Origin of the sequence: Catenulispora rubra, from assembly GCF_015356825.1 — a bacterium.
GTDB classification, from domain to species: Bacteria; Actinomycetota; Actinomycetes; order Streptomycetales; family Catenulisporaceae; genus Catenulispora; species Catenulispora rubra.
Window position 1 is genome coordinate 1 of record NZ_JAACYW010000077.1, and the last position, 17,060, is coordinate 17,060.

Annotated in this window: 15 protein-coding genes and 2 pseudogenes; 2 read left to right on the plus strand and 15 right to left on the minus strand. The window is 71.0% G+C overall.

Annotation, left to right across the window (positions count from 1 at the left end):
- Nucleotides 1-815, plus strand: an 815-nt coding sequence (locus tag GWK61_RS21960; RefSeq protein ID WP_194910926.1) for a GMC family oxidoreductase, incomplete at its 5' end; no start/stop codon positions are given.
- 34 nt (nt 816-849) lie between these two features.
- Here the strand turns inward: GWK61_RS21960 and GWK61_RS21965 are convergent.
- The 9 genes and pseudogenes from GWK61_RS21965 to GWK61_RS22005 all read right to left on the minus strand — a co-directional run bounded on the left by GWK61_RS21965 (nt 850) and on the right by GWK61_RS22005 (nt 7,577).
- Nucleotides 850-1,791: a D-2-hydroxyacid dehydrogenase family protein gene (locus tag GWK61_RS21965; RefSeq protein ID WP_194910943.1), complete on the minus strand. Its 942-nt coding sequence runs from the start codon at nt 1,789-1,791 to the stop codon at nt 850-852.
- A gap of 94 nt (nt 1,792-1,885) precedes the next feature.
- Nucleotides 1,886-2,179 (minus strand): annotated as a pseudogene (locus GWK61_RS21970) (response regulator transcription factor); the annotation flags it as partial.
- Nucleotides 2,170-2,376 (minus strand): annotated as a pseudogene (locus GWK61_RS21975) (ATP-binding cassette domain-containing protein); the annotation flags it as partial. The pseudogenes GWK61_RS21975 and GWK61_RS21970, both read right to left, overlap by 10 nt.
- 148 nt (nt 2,377-2,524) lie before the next feature.
- Entirely contained in the window at nt 2,525-3,613 is a 1,089-nt protein-coding gene (locus tag GWK61_RS21980; RefSeq protein ID WP_438939777.1) for an HAD-IIIC family phosphatase, read from the minus strand.
- Entirely contained in the window at nt 3,613-4,575 is a 963-nt protein-coding gene (locus GWK61_RS59660; RefSeq protein ID WP_323747689.1) for a 3-oxoacyl-[acyl-carrier-protein] synthase III C-terminal domain-containing protein, read from the minus strand. The genes GWK61_RS21980 and GWK61_RS59660 overlap by 1 nt, the downstream gene beginning before the upstream one ends.
- Nucleotides 4,572-5,690: an acyl-CoA dehydrogenase family protein gene (locus GWK61_RS21990; RefSeq protein ID WP_194910928.1), complete on the minus strand. Its 1,119-nt coding sequence runs from the start codon at nt 5,688-5,690 to the stop codon at nt 4,572-4,574. The genes GWK61_RS59660 and GWK61_RS21990 overlap by 4 nt, the downstream gene beginning before the upstream one ends.
- Nucleotides 5,683-5,967 carry an acyl carrier protein gene (locus GWK61_RS21995; RefSeq protein ID WP_194910929.1) on the minus strand — a complete coding sequence of 95 codons (285 nt, stop codon included), beginning with the start codon at nt 5,965-5,967 and terminating at the stop codon, nt 5,683-5,685. Before GWK61_RS21995 ends, GWK61_RS21990 begins: the two co-directional genes overlap by 8 nt.
- A gap of 47 nt (nt 5,968-6,014) precedes the next feature.
- The gene (locus GWK61_RS22000; RefSeq protein ID WP_194910930.1) at nt 6,015-6,683 is read right to left on the minus strand and encodes an O-methyltransferase; all 669 of its coding nucleotides are present in this window, start codon (nt 6,681-6,683) and stop codon (nt 6,015-6,017) included.
- Nucleotides 6,684-6,695: 12 nt separating this feature from the next.
- Nucleotides 6,696-7,577 carry a 3-hydroxyacyl-CoA dehydrogenase family protein gene (locus tag GWK61_RS22005; RefSeq protein WP_194910931.1) on the minus strand — a complete coding sequence of 294 codons (882 nt, stop codon included), beginning with the start codon at nt 7,575-7,577 and terminating at the stop codon, nt 6,696-6,698.
- Nucleotides 7,578-7,940: 363 nt separating this feature from the next.
- Between GWK61_RS22005 and GWK61_RS22010 the strand changes: the two genes are divergently transcribed.
- A complete protein-coding gene (locus GWK61_RS22010) occupies nt 7,941-10,946 on the plus strand; it encodes a helix-turn-helix transcriptional regulator (protein ID WP_194910932.1) in 3,006 nt (1,001 codons plus the stop codon).
- A 138-nt stretch (nt 10,947-11,084) separates the two neighbouring features.
- On the opposite strand, the gene GWK61_RS22015 is transcribed toward GWK61_RS22010, so the two are convergent.
- Genes GWK61_RS22015 through GWK61_RS22040 form a run of 6 tightly spaced genes read right to left on the minus strand, consistent with a single transcriptional unit; the run spans nt 11,085 to nt 17,049 of the window.
- Complete coding sequence (locus GWK61_RS22015; protein WP_194910933.1) at nt 11,085-12,092, minus strand: 3-deoxy-7-phosphoheptulonate synthase; 1,008 nt, start codon at nt 12,090-12,092, stop codon at nt 11,085-11,087.
- 56 nt (nt 12,093-12,148) lie between these two features.
- The gene (locus GWK61_RS22020; RefSeq protein ID WP_194910935.1) at nt 12,149-12,916 is read right to left on the minus strand and encodes a thioesterase II family protein; all 768 of its coding nucleotides are present in this window, start codon (nt 12,914-12,916) and stop codon (nt 12,149-12,151) included.
- Nucleotides 12,913-13,812: a 3-hydroxybutyryl-CoA dehydrogenase gene (locus GWK61_RS22025; RefSeq protein WP_194910936.1), complete on the minus strand. Its 900-nt coding sequence runs from the start codon at nt 13,810-13,812 to the stop codon at nt 12,913-12,915. The genes GWK61_RS22020 and GWK61_RS22025 overlap by 4 nt, the downstream gene beginning before the upstream one ends.
- Nucleotides 13,809-14,930, minus strand: a complete 1,122-nt coding sequence (locus GWK61_RS22030; RefSeq protein WP_323747691.1) for a 3-oxoacyl-ACP synthase III family protein — start codon at nt 14,928-14,930, stop codon at nt 13,809-13,811. The genes GWK61_RS22025 and GWK61_RS22030 overlap by 4 nt, the downstream gene beginning before the upstream one ends.
- The gene (gene ccrA, locus GWK61_RS22035; RefSeq protein ID WP_228562725.1) at nt 14,927-16,288 is read right to left on the minus strand and encodes a crotonyl-CoA carboxylase/reductase; all 1,362 of its coding nucleotides are present in this window, start codon (nt 16,286-16,288) and stop codon (nt 14,927-14,929) included. The genes GWK61_RS22030 and ccrA overlap by 4 nt, the downstream gene beginning before the upstream one ends.
- A gap of 11 nt (nt 16,289-16,299) precedes the next feature.
- Nucleotides 16,300-17,049, minus strand: a complete 750-nt coding sequence (locus tag GWK61_RS22040) for an arylamine N-acetyltransferase family protein (RefSeq protein ID WP_194910937.1) — start codon at nt 17,047-17,049, stop codon at nt 16,300-16,302.
- Between the last annotated feature and the right edge of the window lie 11 nt (nt 17,050-17,060).

Genomic DNA, 17,060 nt, shown 5'->3' on the forward strand with positions numbered 1-17,060 from the left:
ACGTGCGGGCGCGGGCGGTGGTGGTGGCTGCGGGCGCGATTCAGACCCCTGCGTTGCTTCGACGCTCCGGGCTCACGGACCCGACGATCGGACGGTATCTGCGGCTGCATCCGGCCACGGCGGTGTGGGGCGTGTTCGAGGAGGAGATCCGACCTTGGGAGGGCGGGATGCAGACGCGCTACTCGCGGGAGCACAGCGACCTGGACGGTCGGGGGCACGGGGTCATCTACGAGACCGGGCCCGGCAATCCGGCCGCTGTTCAGGGATTCATGAACTGGCGCGGGGGCGCCGCGCATCTGGCGGCTATGAAAGAGCTCGGACATACGACGGCGGTCGGCGTCATCACGCGGGACCGCGACAGCGGGAGCGTCACGGTCGCGCGCGACGGCACGGCCGTGCCGCACTACCGGCTCTCGGACTTCGACGCGGCGCACCTGCAGGCCGGGGTCGAGGGCGCGGCGAGGATCCTGGAGGCGGCCGGCGCGCGCCGCGTCTACTCGGCGCACCAGGCCGAGGCGGCATACGAGCCGGGTCGGCGTGGCACGCACGAGGAGTTCGCCGCGGCCTGCCGCGCCGCCGGCTACCAGCCGGGGCGCTGCGCGATCGCCGCGCTGCACATCATGGGCACGGCGCGGATGGGCGGCGACCGAAAGACCAGCGCGACCAACCCCGACGGCGCGACGTGGGAGGTGCCGAACGTCGTGGTGGCGGACGCTTCGTGTTTTCCGACGGCGTCGGGGGTCAATCCGATGATCTCTATTGAGGCGATCGCTTATATGAACGCGAGGCGGTTGGCGGCGCGGCTGAAGAGCTGAGGAGCATCGCGGAAGAGGCGGCGGCTGGCGGCTTTCAGCCCATCACTCGTACCGGGCTGCCGTCGCGGAACGCGATGATGTCCGCCACGGCGTCTCCGTAGAACGTCTCGTAGAGGTCGCGGGACACGTAGCCGATGTGCGGGGTGGCGAGTGCGTTCGGCAGTGTCCTGAGCGGGTGGTCGGCCGGGAGTGGCTCGATGTCGTAGACGTCGATCGCGGCTTTGCCGATCTGGTCGGTGCGCAGGGCCTCGATCAGGGCGGCCTCGTCGATGATCGGGCCGCGGGAGGTGTTGACCAGGATCGCAGTGTTCTTCATCGCGGCGAGTTCGGGGGCGCCGACCAGGCCTCTGCTGCGCTCGCTGAGGACGATGTGGATGGTCAGGACGTCGCTGGCCGCGAACAGTTCGTCCTTCGAGACGGCCCGGACGCCGTGCTCCGCGGCCTTCTCGGCGGTGAGGTTCTGGCTCCAGGCGATCGTCGTCATGCCGAAGGCCTGGCCGATGCGCGCCACCTCGGAGCCGATGCGGCCGAGGCCCAGCAGGCCGAGGGTCTTGCCGTGCAGGCCGGTGCCGAGGCCCTGCTGCCAGCCGCCGGCGCGCAGCGAGGCCGCCTCCTCGGGCAGGTTGCGGGCGGCGGCCAGGATCAGGGCCCAGGTGAGCTCGATGGTCGGCGTCGCGGAGTAGCCGGTCCCGCAGACGGTGACGCCCAGGCGCCGGGCCGCGGCCAGGTCGATGGCGGCGTTGCGCGGCCCGGTGCTGACCAGCAGGCGCAGGTCGCCCAGCCGCTCCAGGACCTCGGCCGGGAAGCGGGTGCGCTCGCGCATCGCGACGATCACGTCGTAGCCGGCCAGGGCGCGGACGGCCTGGTCGGCGTCGGCGAAGGGCTCGCCGAACACGGTGGTGTCGGCGTCCAGGCTCGCCCAGTCGGCCAGGCTCAGCGCCACGCCCTGGTAGTCGTCGAGGATCGCGATCTTCATGCGGGTAGCCACGTCTGAAGCTTCTCACGCACGGGGGTGCCCTGCCCGACGTGGCTCAGTCAGCGGAACGGGCCGCCCCGGATCCGTCCCATGATCAGGCAGAACGCCACCGCCGCAAGGATCCAGCCGAGGTTCGCTTGGTGCGGACGAGCCCGGTGTCGTAGGCGAGGATCACGGCCTGGATGCGGTCGCGCGCGCCGACTTTGGCGAGGATGTGGCCGACGTGCTTCTTGACGGTCGACTCGGACAGGACGAAGCGCTCGGCGATCTCGGCGTTGGTCCAGCCGTTGCCGACGGCGACCAGGACCTCGCGTTCGCGCTCGCTGAGGTCCTTCAGGCGGGGGTCCTGGGCCGCGGCGGCGTCGGACGGCGCGAGGACGCCGTGTGAGCAGGAAGCCGCTGGCCGCGGCGCGCCGAGCCCTTGGACGGCGCGTCCAGGCCGACGATCATGCGCATCGTCGTGGACTTCCCGGCGCCGTTGGGCCCGAGGAAGCCGGTCACCTCACCGGGCCGCACGGTGAAGGACAGGCGGTCGACGACCGTCTTGTCCCCGTACCGCTTGGTCAACCCACGCCCTTCAATCACAGCCGCACTCCATTCGCGTCCCGTATCCGTCGCGAACGAACCCGCCGCGACCTGCACTTATGACGCTAGGTGCGGTCGGGGGCGGGGCTGGTACCGGGGTACCAGTGGGGTGTCCGCCTGAGGTCGTGGTGGAGCGAGTGGGACGCGGCTACCGCAAGGCCAGATCCACCGCGTCGATGCGCATGGTCGAGGTCTGGGGTTGGGCGGTCGGCACCAGGTGCAGGTGGGTGATTTCCTCGGCGTCCGCTGGGGCCTGCGTGGTTTCTGTGCCGGTCAGGCAGGCGCATTGTTCGGTTTTGAGGCCGGCGAAGCGGTAGGCGATTTCCATCATGCGGTTGCGGGCTGTGGTGCGGAAGTCGGCGTTGAGGTGGACGCCGGTGTGGTGGGCCTGGTCGGTGAGCCAGCGGAGCAGGGCGGCGCCGACGCCGTAGGCGACGACGCGGCAGGAGGTTGCCAGCAGCCTGATGCGCAGGGCCTGGGGGCGTCTTTCGAGGAGGATCACGCCGATGGCACCGTGTGGGCCGAACTTGTCGGTGAGGGTGACGACCAGGACCTCATGGTCTGGGTCTGCGATGAACGACTGGAGGGTTTCGGCGGAGTAGTGGATCCCTGTCGCGTTCATCTGGCTGGTTCGAAGCGTCAGCTCCTCCACGCGGTCCAGGTCTGACTCGGTGGCGCGGGCGATGGTCATGACCATCTCCAGGCTTCGCAGGAACTCCTCGTCCGGGCCCTGATACGAGGCCTGTTCGGCGTCGCGTTGGAAGCGGGCCTGGTACATGCTGCGACGCTGGCGGGAGTCGGCGGTCACCACCGGGGGACTGAACTCGGGCAGGTCCAGGAGTGTGGGGGCTTGGTCGGCGCCGTAGCAGTGGACCTCGGGGTGGAAGTGGGCCACCTCGGCGCGTTCGAAGGGCTGGTCGTCGATGAAGGCGATGGCGTGCTCGGCGAATCCGAGCCCTGCGATGATCTCGGTGATCGAATCCGACTTCCGGCCCCAGCCGATACGCGGGAGGATGAAGTATTCGGACAGGCCAAGCTTCTCCAGGGTGTTCCAGGCGTGGTCCGGGTCGTTGCGGCTGGCTATGGACTGCAGGATCCCGCGCTGGTCCAGTCCGACGACGGTGCGGCGGATCTCGTCGGCGAGTTGGACGTCGCCGTCCTCCAGGAGGGTTCCCTGCCACAGGGTGTTGTCTAAGTCCCAGACCAGGCATTTGATGATTTTGGTTGTCACGGTTATTACACCTCCCACAAGGTGACGGTCCATGCGGCGACTGGGCTGTTGCTCAGGACCAGGACCAGGTCGCCGGGCCCCACATCGCCGGTGCGCAGCAATTGGTCGAGGTTCAGGACCACGTCCATCGCGCCCAGGTGGCCGCCGTCGGCTAGGTGAGCGGCGCATACGGGATGGATCGGCAAACCCAGAACCTTCTCGTAGAAGGTGTAGGCGCTGGCGGTCACGTTCTGCATCAGCGTCGTCGCGACGTCTGCCTTGGTGACGCTGGCATCGGCCAACACCTGGTCCACCAGCCGCGACAGCCGGACCCGGCTTTCCATCGCCAACTGGAAGCTGTAGACGTCGTTGTCCCGGCACTCCTCACGCCACTGCTCGAACGGCGTCTGCTTGTAGTCCACGCGGAACAGGTCGTGGAACCTACCGTCGGCCTCCATGCGATGCGCTCTGAGTACCGGCCGGCCGCCGCGGACCATGGTCATGGCGAAGGCGCCGTCCCCGATCACCGTGACCGGAACCCGGATCCGATCCACGCCAGTGGGACGGCTCGCGTAAGTAATCAGGATGCTGTTTCGGGCCGGATCGGCGATCAGCAGATCCCGGGCCAGCGCCCACGCCGCAGAGGAGCCGGCGCAGCCCAGGCCGTCCAGGGTGAACGGGAAGGTGCTGGCGAGGTTGCTCTCGGCCTGCACCCGACCCGCATCCGAACCGATCAGTACATCCGGGGCCCGAGGGCCGATCAGGATCATCAGATCTGGTTCGGTCGGCGCGTCGATCAGCAACTCCCGACACGCCTGCGCCGCGAGTTCGGCCGGGGACTTGCCGTCGAAAACACCCACGGTGCGCACACCGCTGCGCGCCACGAACTCTTTCTCCGTATCCGTCAGCCGCAGCATCTCCGGCAGCTCGGCGACCTCCACGCGGTCGCCGGGAAGCAGACACCTGATGGCGCCGATACCGATGGTCACAGGGTTCCCTCCAGGGCTCGGCGGGCGAGGATGAGCTGGGAGATCTCCGAGGTCCCCTCGATGATCTCCATCAGCTTCGCGTCCCGGTACGCCCGCGCCACGACGTGTCCGTCCCGGGCTGCGACCGAAGCCATGACCTGCATGGCCGTGGCCGCGCCGCGCGCGGCGTTGCCCGAGGCGACGTACTTGGCCAGCACGGCATCGGCAACCATCGACGGCGCCTTCTCCGTCCAGCTCCGGCTCGCCTGCTCACAGGTCAGGGTCGCGGTCTGTTCGGCGACGTACAGCTCGGCCAGGTGCCGCGCCACCAGCTGGTGCTCGATGAGCGGCTGGCCGAACTGCTGCCGGTTCTGGACGTGCTCACCACAGCTAGCCAGGCACGCGCGCAGCATGCCGACGCTGCCCCAGGCCACCGACAGCCGGCCGTAGGTCAGCGCCATCGTCACCAGCATCGTCACCGGCAGCCGGGAACCGGCCAGCAGCGCCTGCCGGGGAAGACGGACCGAATCCAGGCGGACATCGGAGTGTCCGGCGGCTCGGCATCCGGTGGTGGCGGGTATTCGCGTTACGGTGACGCCCTCAGCCGAAGCCGGCACGACGACGGCCGCGGCGCTCTGTCCGAACTTGGCGATGACCACGAGCAGGTCCGCGTAGGCCGCTGCGGTCGCCCAGACCTTCTCACCGGTGAGGACCAGTTCGTCGCCCTGCTCGGTGACCTCGATGACCTCGGTGATCTCGGTGGAGATGGCCGACAGATCACTGCCGGCCTGCGGCTCACTGAAGCAGACCGCTGCGATCTCGCCACCCGTGAGCCGCGGCAGATACGCAGCGCGCTGAGACTGGTCGCCGAACCGCTGGATGGTCCAGGCAGCCATGCCCTGCGAAGTCATCACGCTCCGCAACGAGCTGCACAGGCTTCCGGCGTGCGCCGTCATCCGGCCGTTCTCGGTACCGGTCAATCCGAGGCCGCCCCACTCCGAGGCGACCTCCGCACACAGAATCCCCTGCGCGCCCAACGTGTGCAGCAGGTCCAGGGGAATCTCCCCGGCGAGATCCCACGCGCCGGCGTCGCCGCCGACCGCTTTGGTCAGGATCTCCTCGACCGCCTCAGCCATCGGTCGGTGCGGCCGACTTCAGCCGGGACACCATCTCGCTCATCGCGGCGATGGTCCGGAAGTTGTCCAGTTGCAGATCGTCGCCCTCGATGGTGACGCCGAAGGTCTGCTCGATGTGGACGACCAACTCCATGGCGAACAACGACGTGACAGCCCCCGACTCGAACAGGTCCGCGGTCGGCTCCCAGACTCTTCGCGTCCTGGCCTCCAGGAAGGCGGTCAGCTTCCCGCCCACCGATTCCTCCGAGAACCGCGTCGGATCGGCCGTGTTCGCCATGGTGCACTCCCCTGTGGTGGATCAGAATACGAAGAATCTCGCCGGGCTCAGCGGTCACGCTTCCTGGCGATCGTCACACCGTCGCCGATGGACAGCATCGAGGCCTCGACGCGGGTGTCGGCCCGGACAACCTGATTCAGTTCCCTGATGGCGACGGTGGCGGCATCCTGGGCTGCCGGGTCGACCACCCGGCCGAAGAACAGCGTGTTGTCCAGGACGATCAGACCGCCCGGCCTGGTTAAGGCGACCGCCTGCTCGTAGTAGTGGACTGACCGTTCCTTGTCCGCGTCGACGAAGACCAGGTCGAAGCACTCCGGGCCGTCGGTCTCGACGATGGTGGCCAGTGTCTCCACGGCGTCACCGATCCGCAGGTCGATCCGGTCATCGACGCCAGCCCGCGCCCAATACCGGCTCGCGATCCGCGTCCACGGCTCACTGATGTCGCACGTCACCACCCGGCCGCCCGGACCCACGACCCGGGCCAGACACAGCGTCGTGTAACCGGTGAACGTCCCGATTTCGAGGACTGATTCAGCCCGCACAGTGGTCGCCAACAACGCGATGAACTGGGCCTCCTCCGGCATCACCAACATCGCGTGAGCCACCGGGAAACGCGCGGTCTCAGCACGCAAATCCGCCAGGATCTCGTCATCACGCAACGACATCCGGGTCACATACTCGGCGAGGTTCGCGTCCATCTCTATCTGAGCTGCCATATGTCCAGCCCCCTAGTAACTGTAGAAACCGCGACCGGACTTACGTCCGTGCTCACCGGCCGCGACCTTGGCCAGCAACAAATCGGCCGGGCGGAAGCTTTCGTCACCGGTCCGCTCATGCAGCACCGTCAAGGAATCGGCGAGGTTGTCCAAACCGATCAGATCGGCGGTACGCAGCGGCCCGGTCCGATGGCCGAGACAGTCCTGCATCAGCAGGTCCACGTCCTCCACCGATGCCCGGCCCTCCTCCACCACCTTGATCGCGTCATTGATCATGCGGTGCGACACCCGGCTGGTCACAAAGCCGGGGCCGTCGCCGACGAGCACGCCCTTGCGGCCCAGGGCTTCCAGTACGGCACCGGCGCCAGCCTTTACCTGCTCCGAAGTACGCGCGCCGTGAATCACCTCGACCGTCGCGATCAGATACGCGGGATTCATGAAGTGCACGCCGAGCAGCGACTCCGGATACCGGACCTCGGCCGCCAACTCGTCAACCGGAATGGAAGACGTGTTGGTGATGATGGGAACGCCGGGACCGACGGCCTCGCAGATCTCCGCAAGAACCTTGGTCTTCACATCCTTGGTCTCGACCACGGCCTCGATCACGGCGTCGCAGGCCACGTCCTCGGGCACGGACGAGCGCACCCGGAGCGAGCCGGCGACCGCGTCGTCCGGGATGGCACGGACGAGTTTGGCCAGGCGGAGCTCCTGGGCGACCTTGGCCGCCGCGGCGTCCGCCTTGGCCGGTTCGTTGTCGGTCACAGTCACGTGCAGTCCGCGGGAGACGGCGAGCGCGGCGATGCTCACACCCATCACCCCCGCGCCGACCACAGTCAGTCGGACGTTGTCGGAAGGTTGGTTCAACGCAGAATCCCCATGGTCGTCGGGCCGCATGCGAGTGAGTAGTGGAGACATCGCACCCCGTGATGCGGCGCCGATTCGCGGGGGCCTGTCGGCCCACCCCGCTTTGGCTCAAGATACACGCTGCCGAAGTTTTGACAAGCGTCACGGAACAGGTTTCTGATCTACGTCGGCGGGGCATCGGCGGGTCTTCGGGTATTGATATGCCGACCGGCCCGGCCCCGAACCCCTAGACAGTGTCTTTACATGCGACGAGCTGGTCCATTCGCCGCATGATGAATGATGCCGACGTATTTCGAACACTGATTTGATGGCGCGGCGGCAGACTCTTACCGAACGGCCGGGGCTGAGGTAGAGTCCTGTTTCGTTATGCGCGCACACTGCACGGGGGCGCCGATGAACCAATCGCAGCATCAAATCCGAACCCACGAAACCCCACCGCGACGCGCGGCCGAGACGGCCCCGGCAGAGCGCGGAAGCATCCTGATACCGAGTCTGATCGAGCGGGAAGACGTCTTCGCCACCCTCGATCGGCTCTACGACGAGTCGCTGCACGGAAGCAGTCGCTTCGCGCTGATCCAAGCGCCCCTCGGCGGCGGGAAAACCAGTGTACTGCACGGTTTCCTGGAATCCGTACGGCAGTCCGGCGCGCTGGTGCTCAACGCCTCCGCGTCGCACCAGGAGCGAACGGTGCAGTTCAGCACCCTGTCCCAGCTGTTCCAGACCGCGCAGGTGCCCAAGGCGCTCCGCGACGCGATGGACATCCTGTTCTCCAACATGGCGGCCTGCGAAGGCACCGCGGGGCCCGACCAGAACGTGATCCCCGATCCGATCGCCGCGGATCTCCGGACCATTCTCGGGGTCCTGGTGGACCTGTGCGCCCAAGTGCCGCTGGTGCTCGGGATCGACAACCTGCACCACCTCGACGTGGCCTCCTCGCGATGTCTGGGCTGGATCTTCTCGCGGTTGCAGAACTCCGGTCCGACGGTGGTCATGACCGAGCGGCCGGGCCGGCGGCCCGTCGGGTCGCGGCTGCGCTCGGAGCTGTTGGAACACGTCCCGGTCCATCAGATCGATCTGGCGCCGCTGGGCCGCGACGGCGTGCGCTCGATGGTGTCCGGCCGGCTCGGCGAGGCCGAGGCCGACTGGCACGGGACCCGCTACGCGGACCTGTCCGGCGGCAACCCGCTGATCCTGCGGCACCTGATCCACCTGCACAGCGCGGGGATGCAGGAGCATCCCTCGCAGTACGGCTTCGCGGTACTCAGTGTCCTGCTTCGCGGCGAGCCGGGGCTGCTCGCGGTGTCCCGGGCGCTGGCCGTCCTCGGGTCCGACGCCTCCCCCCGGGCGATCGCGGCGGTGGCCGGGATGGACCTGGACCTCGCCGAGGACGCCATGCACACGCTGGGCGAACTCGGGATCCTGCAGGGAACGGCGTTCAGCGACCCCTGTGTCGCCGCCGAAGTGCTCGCCGACCTCCCGCGGCAGGATCGGACGGTGCTGCGGCGGAGGGCCGCCGTCCGGTTGCACGAGCAGGGGGCGCCGGCCGCGGTGCTGGCGGCGCAGCTGGTCGAGACCACGCTGGCCGATCTGCCGTGGGCCCGGGAGACCCTGGCCAGAGCCGCCCGGGAGGCGCTGGCCGGCGGCCAGCCGGGCCAGGCGCTGGCTTTCCTGCAGCACGCGCTGCGGGCCCAGGACGACCCGGTGCGCCAAGCCGCGTTACGGGCCCAGATCAGCCGTCTGAAATGGCAGGCACGGCCCGCCAAGGCCGCCGTGACGCTGCCCCCGCTGGAGTCGGACCTGGCGGCCGGGCACCTGCAGCCCGGCGACCTGGCCGACCTGTGCTGGATGCTGGCCTGGTACGGCGAGCTGGACACGTTGCGCGAGATCCTGGAGCGGCGCGGGCGCCCGGAGGAGACACCGCCGGCCGAGGCCGGCGTCCTGCGGGCTGTCAGGGCCTGGATGGAGAGCATGTATCCGGCGTGGCTCGACGGCGCCGCGGCCGCCGCCGCGCGCAGCACGCCGCGGCAGTCCGCACAACGCCCGGACCCCTGGTCCTCGGCGGCGGAGCTGGCGGACGTCCTGGTCCAGGAGGGCGGCGGCCGACCGGCCGGGCGCGCCGAGGGGTTCCTGTACGCCGCCCGGCCCGACCACGACTCGCTCTGGAGCGGGGAGTCGGCGCTGCTCACCGTGCTGCGCCTGGTCTACAGCGACGAGCTGGACGCCGCGGCCGACTGGTGCGCGCACCTGCTGTCCGAGGCCCGACGCCGGGACACCCCGGCCTGGACCGCCGTGTTCACCGCCGTCCAGGCCGAGGTCGCGCTGCGGCGGGGACAGCCGGCGACGGCCGCCGCGGGGGCGGCCGAGGCGCTCGCCGCGATCCCGCCGGCCGGCTGGGGCGTGGCGATCGGACTGCCGATCAGCACCCTGGTGCTGGCCGAGGTCGCCCTGGGCCGACTCCACGAAGCCGCGCGCCACCTGGCGCGGCCGGTGCCCGAAGCCATGCTGCACAGCCGATACGGCTTGCACTACCTCTACGCGCGCGGGCAGTACCGGCTGGCCGCCGGGGATCCGCGGCCGGCGCTGGCCGACTTCCTGCTGTGCGCCGGGCTCACCCGGCGCTGGGCGGGCCGGGGCACCGGGCCGGTGCCGTGGCGGGCCGGCGCCGCGCAGGGATGGCTGGGCCTGGGAAACCAGGAGCAGGCGCGGCTCCTGGCGCGGGAGGAGCTGAGCCGGATCACGCCGCAGAGCTCGCGGGCGCGCGGACTGGCGCTGCGCGTCCTGGCGGACGCCTCCGCACCGGCCGAACGTCCCCATCTGCTCACCGGGGCCGCGGCGGCGATGCAGGAGTGCGGCGACCGGTTCGAGCACGCGCGGACGCTGTTCGCGCTCCGCGACGCCTACTTGGACGTCGACGACCACGTCCGGGCGCACCGGGCCGAGTCCGAGGCGCTGGCCGCCGAGTCCGGTCCGCCGGCGCGGGAGGCCGGCTCGCGGGCCGGGACCGAACGCGAGGGCGCCACACCGGACGGCTCGGCCACGGACGGCTTGGAGGGCATGGACGGCTTGGACGGCTTGGACGGGTCCAGCCCGGCCGGGCCGACCCCCGCGGCCCCGGACCGCCGCGTCCGGGGCGGTGCCGGACGCCGCGGGCACGGCGCCAAACGGGATCCCGAGCACGGCGACGACCGGCTGGTCTCGCTGACCGCGCGGGAGCGGCACGTCGCGGCGCTGGCCGGGCAGGGCCTGACCAACCAGGAGATCGCCGAACGGCTGCTGATCACGCCGAGCACGGTGGAACAGCACCTGACGCGGGTGTTCCGCAAGCTCGGGATCACCGGACGGGCCGGGTTGCCCGATGGGCCGCTGCGCGCCGCGATGCCGGAGGCTTCGACGTCGTGACGGCGGCCGTTGCCGGCGGTGCACGGGCACTGACAGCAACGGTTCGGCGGTGGCAACGGCAACGGTAATGGCTGCGGCTACGGCATCGGCAATGGCGCCGGTGCCGGATCCGGGCCCGCCTGCCTGTCGGCCGGGGAGTCAGCAGGCCTGCGCGAACTCGCACGCGAGGTCGAGCAGGAAGCGAGTGCCGGCCGGGCCCGGCCGGGCCGGTTCCACATGGACGCCGCCCGGGTGGCTGCCCAGGGCGCGATGGATCTCGACGAACGCCCGCACCCCGGCCAGGGCCGCCTGCGGTGTGGCGCCGCCGCAGAGCGGATCGGCGAGCCAGCAGACCGTGGCACCTTCGGCGCGCACCTTGTCGATCAGGACCGAGAGCGAGTCGCGGACACCGTCGGCGCCCATGCCGACCACGAGTGTCAGGCGTCCCGGCTCCCGTCGGGGGTCGAGGGCGTCCACGAGTTCCAGGACAGTGTCCGGGCGCGTCTGCGCACCGATGCGGACGGCCAGGCCGTTGCTGACGGCAGCAAGCCGGGTGATGTCGGTGGCGGCGTCCGGACCGGGGTGCAGCCACTGCAGATGACCGCTGGCGGCCCAGGCCGTGCCCGGTTCGGCTGCCGTGATTGTCAGCGCTCGTTCATAGTCGGCGGGGCCGGTCTGGCTGCCGACGAAGATCTCACGGCGCGCCGATGCCGGCCGGCGGCCGAGTCCGTACGCGTCCGACAGGGTCAGGCCTCGACTGACGGCGGCGAGCAATCCACGGTCGGAGCCGTCCACGACCGGGGAGAGAGTCCGCGGATCCGGCGCGTCCATGGCCAGCGCCCGGAGAAGATTGAGCGCGACGACCGCGGCGGCGTAGACCTCGGATGCGGCACGCGAAGACAGACCCCGGTCCCCGGAGCGCCCGCCGACGGTCCAGCCCACCTTCACCACTGGCAGCCCGGTGGCGTAGGCGAGCGGCAGCTCCATCTCCAACAGCGTCCGTATCCACCTCCGCAGCGCCTCCTCGGTACGGCCCAACGGAAGCCCGGCCCGGCCGCCGCCTTGTAATAGGACGGCCTCCCCCCGGGCGACCGCCGCCGTGCGGGACCGCAGCAGGGAGCATTCCTCGGGCAGGACCGGAGGCGGCATCCCGGCCGGCCACCCCATCACAAGGTCCTGCGATTCGTCCTGTGATCGGCCTTCGTGAGCGGCGGCCGGGTCCGTCACCGGTCCGCGCCGGACAACGCGGCGAGCCGCGCGGCGACCAGCTCCGTCACCGCCCGGCTGTGCTCCACGAGGAAGAAGTGGCCGCCGGAGAACGTCACCACCTCGAACTCCCCGCCCGCGTGCCCCCGCCACGCCTCGGCCTCCTGCGGCCGCACCTGCGGGTCGTCGCGCCCGGTGAGCACGGTCACCGGGCAGTCCAGCGGCGGCCCCGGTTCGTACCGGTAGGAGTCCACGGCCCGGTAGTCGGCCCGGACCACCGGCAGGGTGAGCCTGAGGACCTCCTCGTCCTCCAGGACCCGGGGATCGGTGCCGCCGAGCGCCGCGAGCTCCCGGACCAGGTCTCGATCGTTCAGCAGATGCGCGATCTCCGGCCGCCGGACGGACGGCGCGCGGCGACCGGAGGCGAACAGCGCCGCGGCGGGACGGCCGGCGTCGGCCAGGCGCCGGGCGACCTCATAGCCGAGCAGGGCGCCCAGGCTGTGCCCGAACAGCGCCACCGGCCGGTCGCACCACGGGACCAGCTCGGCGGCGACCCGGTCGGCCAGCTCGGTCAGGGACTCGATCACCGGCTCCCGCCACAGCTCCTGGCGGCCCGGGTACTGGACCGCGAGCACGTCCACGTCCGGGTGCAGGGTCCTGGCGAACTCCAGATAGAAGGGTGCCGCGCCGCCGGCGTGCGGCAGGCAGACCAGGCGGATCCCCGCCTCGGGGGCCGGCTTGTACCGCTGGAACCGGGGCGAGGTGTACGCATCGGGCTCCGTCATGCTGCTCCTCGCGGTGCTCCGGGCGGCGGGTCGTACCGGTGGAAGCCGTGCCCGGTCTTGCGGCCGAGCCGGCCGTCCCGGGCCATGCGGGTCAGCAGCGCGGGCACCTCGGCGACCGGGCCGCCGTTGTCGGCCATGCTCTGCGCGACCGTGGCGATGGTATCGATACCGATCAGGTCCATCAGGGCCAGCGGTCCCATGGGGTGCCCGCAGCCCAGGGTCATCCCCCGGTCGATGTCCTCCACCGAGGCGACTCCGTCCTCGTACATGCGCGCCGCCGCCATGAGGTAGGGCACCAGCAGGGCGTTGACGACGAACCCGCACCGGTCCCGGGCCCGCACGACCTGCTTGCCCAGCCCCGCGGTGACGAAGGCCTCGACCGTGGCCGCGGCCCGCTCGCCGGTCCCCTCGACGGTGACCACCTCGACCAGCGCCATGACCGGCACCGGATTGAAGAAGTGCGTCCCGACCACGCATCCGGGCCGGCCGGTGGCCGCGGCGAGGTCGGCCACCAGCAGGCTGGAGGTGGTGGACGCCAGCACGGCGCCGGGGTCGGCGACCGCTCCGTCCAGGGCCTTGAACACGCGCCGCTTCACGTCGAGGTCCTCCACCACCGCCTCCACGACCAGCTCCCGGTCGGCCAGCTCGCCGACGTCGGCGGTGACCGTCAGCCGGCCCAGCGCCGCGTCGCGGTCGGCCGGGGCCAGCCGGCCCTTGGCCACCGCGCGGTCCAGCGCCCCGGTCAGGCGCTGCCGCGCCGCGTCGACCCGGGAAGCCGCCGAGACCAGGACCCTGACGTCCAGCGCGGAACGCAGACACGCTTCGGCGATCCCGCCGCCCATGGTGCCGCAGCCGACCACGCCGACCCGGTACGGCGCGAGCGTGGAGACGGTCATCGCGGACCTCCCGCCGTGACGGTCCACCGCAGCAGCGCAGCTCCGGCTGACATGCCGGCGCCGAACCCGGCCAACAGCACCAGGTCCCCGTCCCGCACGGCCCCGGAACGGTTGGCCTGGTCCAGCGCGACCGGCACCGAGGCGGCGCCGATGTTGCCGCTGTGGCGCAACGACAGGTGGGTCTGCGCGCCCGCCAGGCCGCCGGCCTCGGCGAGCTCCGCGACCAGCACGCCGTTGGCCTGGTGCGGGACGAAGTGGTCGACGTCGCAGGGCTTGTGGCCGCACCGGTTCAGCAGCCCGGCGAGCAGGTCCGGGACGTTGTCCAGGACGAACCCCCGGACCGCGCGGCCCTGCATCCGCAGCGTGTGGCCGCCCTCGGCGAGGGTCTGGGCCGACGGCGGCCGACGGCTGCCGCCGGCGGGCAGGCCGATCAGTTCGTGGACGTCCCCGTGGCTGGCCAGCTCTACACCGAGTAGACCGCGGGGAGCCCCGATGCCACCGCGCTCGGCATCGGCACGCTCGGCATCGGCACGGTCGGCATCGACATCACCGTCGGCGAGGGCAGGGCCGGAGCCGGCACCGATGCCCCCGACGACCACGGCTCCGGCACCGTCGCCGAACAGCACGCTGGTGGCACGGTCGCCGAAGTCGACGAACCGGGACCAGACGTCGGCGCCGATCACCAGCACCTTCGCCGCCGGGTCCAGCGCCACGCAGCCGCGCGCGACGGACAGGCCCGTGATGAACCCGGTGCAGGCCGCGTTGATGTCGAAACACGCCGCCCGGCGCGCGCCGAGGGCCCGCTGGACCAGCGCGGCCGTGGCCGGGATCGGGGCGTCCCCGGTGGTGGTGGCGACGATGATGTGGTCCAGGTCGCCGGCGTCCAGGCCGCTGTCCGCCAGCGCGCCGCGCGCGGCGTGCACCGCCAGGTCGGAGGCGGCCTGCTCGGGGGCGGCGTAGCGGCGTTCCAGGATGCCGGTGCGGCGTTCGATCCACTCCGCCGAGGCGTCCGGGACGCAGGCTTCGATCTCCTTGTTGGTCACGATCCGCTCGGGCAGGTAGGAGCCGGTGCCGAGCACGGTAGCCGGGGCGTTGTGGCCGTCCGTCACGGCGCTCACCCCGCGCTGACCGCGTCGGGCGCGTAGCCGCGCAGAACTGTGAGCCGGTCCTCGCCGATCCGGGCGCGCCGGTCCGGATCGGTGACCCCCAGACCGGGCCGGTCGGCCATGCAGAGCACGCCGACCTTGCCGATGTGCTGGTTGAGCTGGACCAGCCGGGTCGCCTCCCCGACCTCCGCGAGCGGATACAGCGACGTCAGCGCCGGGACCACGCCGCCCTGGCCGAACAGCCGGGCGCAGTCCACCTGTTCCTGCAGGTTCGCCACGTGGCTGCCGATGATCCGTTTGAGCCGCATCCACAGGTAGCGGTTGTCGAACCGGTGCTGGTAGCCGGTGCTCGACCCGCACGTCACCACCGATCCGCCGCGGCGGACGACGAACACCGAGATCCCGAACGTGGCGCGTCCGACGTGGTCGAAGGCGATGTGCGGGTCCTCGCCGACGGCCTGGCGGATCAGCCGGCCCAGCCGCTTGCCGGCGGCGACCGCCTCGGCCGGGTCCTCGCCGTCGCCGTCGCCGTCGCCCAGGCCGATCTCGGCGCGGTTGACCACCAGATCGCAGCCCAGGGCGCGGGCCGCGTCGGCCTTGCGCTCGGAGCCGACCACGCCGACCGCGACCCCGCCGCCGTTCTTGACCAGCTGCACCGCGTAGGCGCCGAGCCCGCCGGCGGCGCCCCAGATCAGTACCACGTCGCCCTGCTTCATGCGGGCGCCGCGGTCGCTGACCAGCATGCGGTAGGCGGTCCCGGCGCAGGCCGGCACGGAGGCGGCCTCCTCCCAGGTGAGGTGCGCCGGCTTGGGGATGAGCTGGCTGGCCCGGGCCACGGTGTAGTAGGCCAGGCCGCCGTAGTTGGTCTCGAACCCCCAGGCCAGCTGGTTCTCGCTGAGCATCGCGTCGGCCTGGGCCGAGGCCTCCTGGTCCTCCACGCAGGCGGCGCTGACCATGACGTGGTCGCCGACGTGCCAGCGCCGGACGGCGTCGCCGGCCCGGACCACGACCCCGGCCGCGTCCGAGCCCAGGACGTGGAAGGGCTGGTCGTGGCGCGCGGCCCAGCCGCCCTGGCGGCCGTAGGCCTTCAGGAAGCCGAACGTCGACATCGGCTCGAAGGTCGCGGACCAGACCGTGTTGTAGTTGATGGAGCTGGCCAGGACGGCGATCAGCACCTCGTCCGGCGCCAGCGCCGGCATCGGCACCGGCCCGACGTGCAGGGTCTTGCGCACGTCGCGGTCGCCGTCGACGCCGGCGAACAGCGTCTCGTCCTGGATCCGCAGGTGCGCGGCCGGGAACTCCTCCGGCAGCGGGGTGTGGGCCAGTTCCTCGGGCGAGGCGCCGGCCAGGACTGCTTCGTCCATCGTCATGGCGGTCCTCCTTACTCCGCGGCGGCGGGCTGGAAGTAGTCGTCGGTGACCTGTTCGAGCTCTTCGGTGCTGCGGATGGGGCGGTTGCGCTCGACCCCGTCCTCCACCGCCAGCAGGATGTTGGCGATCTGCACGACCTGGCCGTGCTCGGTGCCGCGCCGCCGGCGCCGGACGAAGCGCTCGTCCTTGTCGATCATGTCGGCGAGCACCCGCCAGTCGGCGGGGTCGCGCGGCTCCAGGGTGAACCGGTACGCGCTGCGCCAGGGCTTGTTGCGGGTCTTGTACTGGAACAGGTGGAACCCGCCCTGCGGGACGACGCGGAACTCGATGCCCTGCTGGGTCTGCGGCGGGCCGGCCAGCGGCAGCGGGTCGACGATGGAGATGCCGCCGTTGCCGACGTCGGCGAGCCAGTCCTGGCCGTCGACGGTGACGACGATGACCATGTGCTCCACGTCCGGCCCCCACACGCCGCCGGGCAGGAGCATGCTCGCCGACAGCAGCCGGATCCGGTATCCGAGGTCCAGCAGCAGCTGGCGGAACAGCAGGTTCAGGTCCGTGCAGATACCGCCGCGGCCCTGGACGATGATCTTGTCGAAGACCGCGTCCCTGTCGAACTCCACGAAGTCCACGCCGGCGATGTCGCCGTTGTCGTAGTGGAACCGGATCTGGTGTCTGCGATGGATGTCCTGCAGGGTGGCCAGATCGGCGCTCGGCGTTCCGGAGAAGCCGATGTGCTTGAGATAGCTGTCGGTGTCGTACAAGTCCGTCCTCC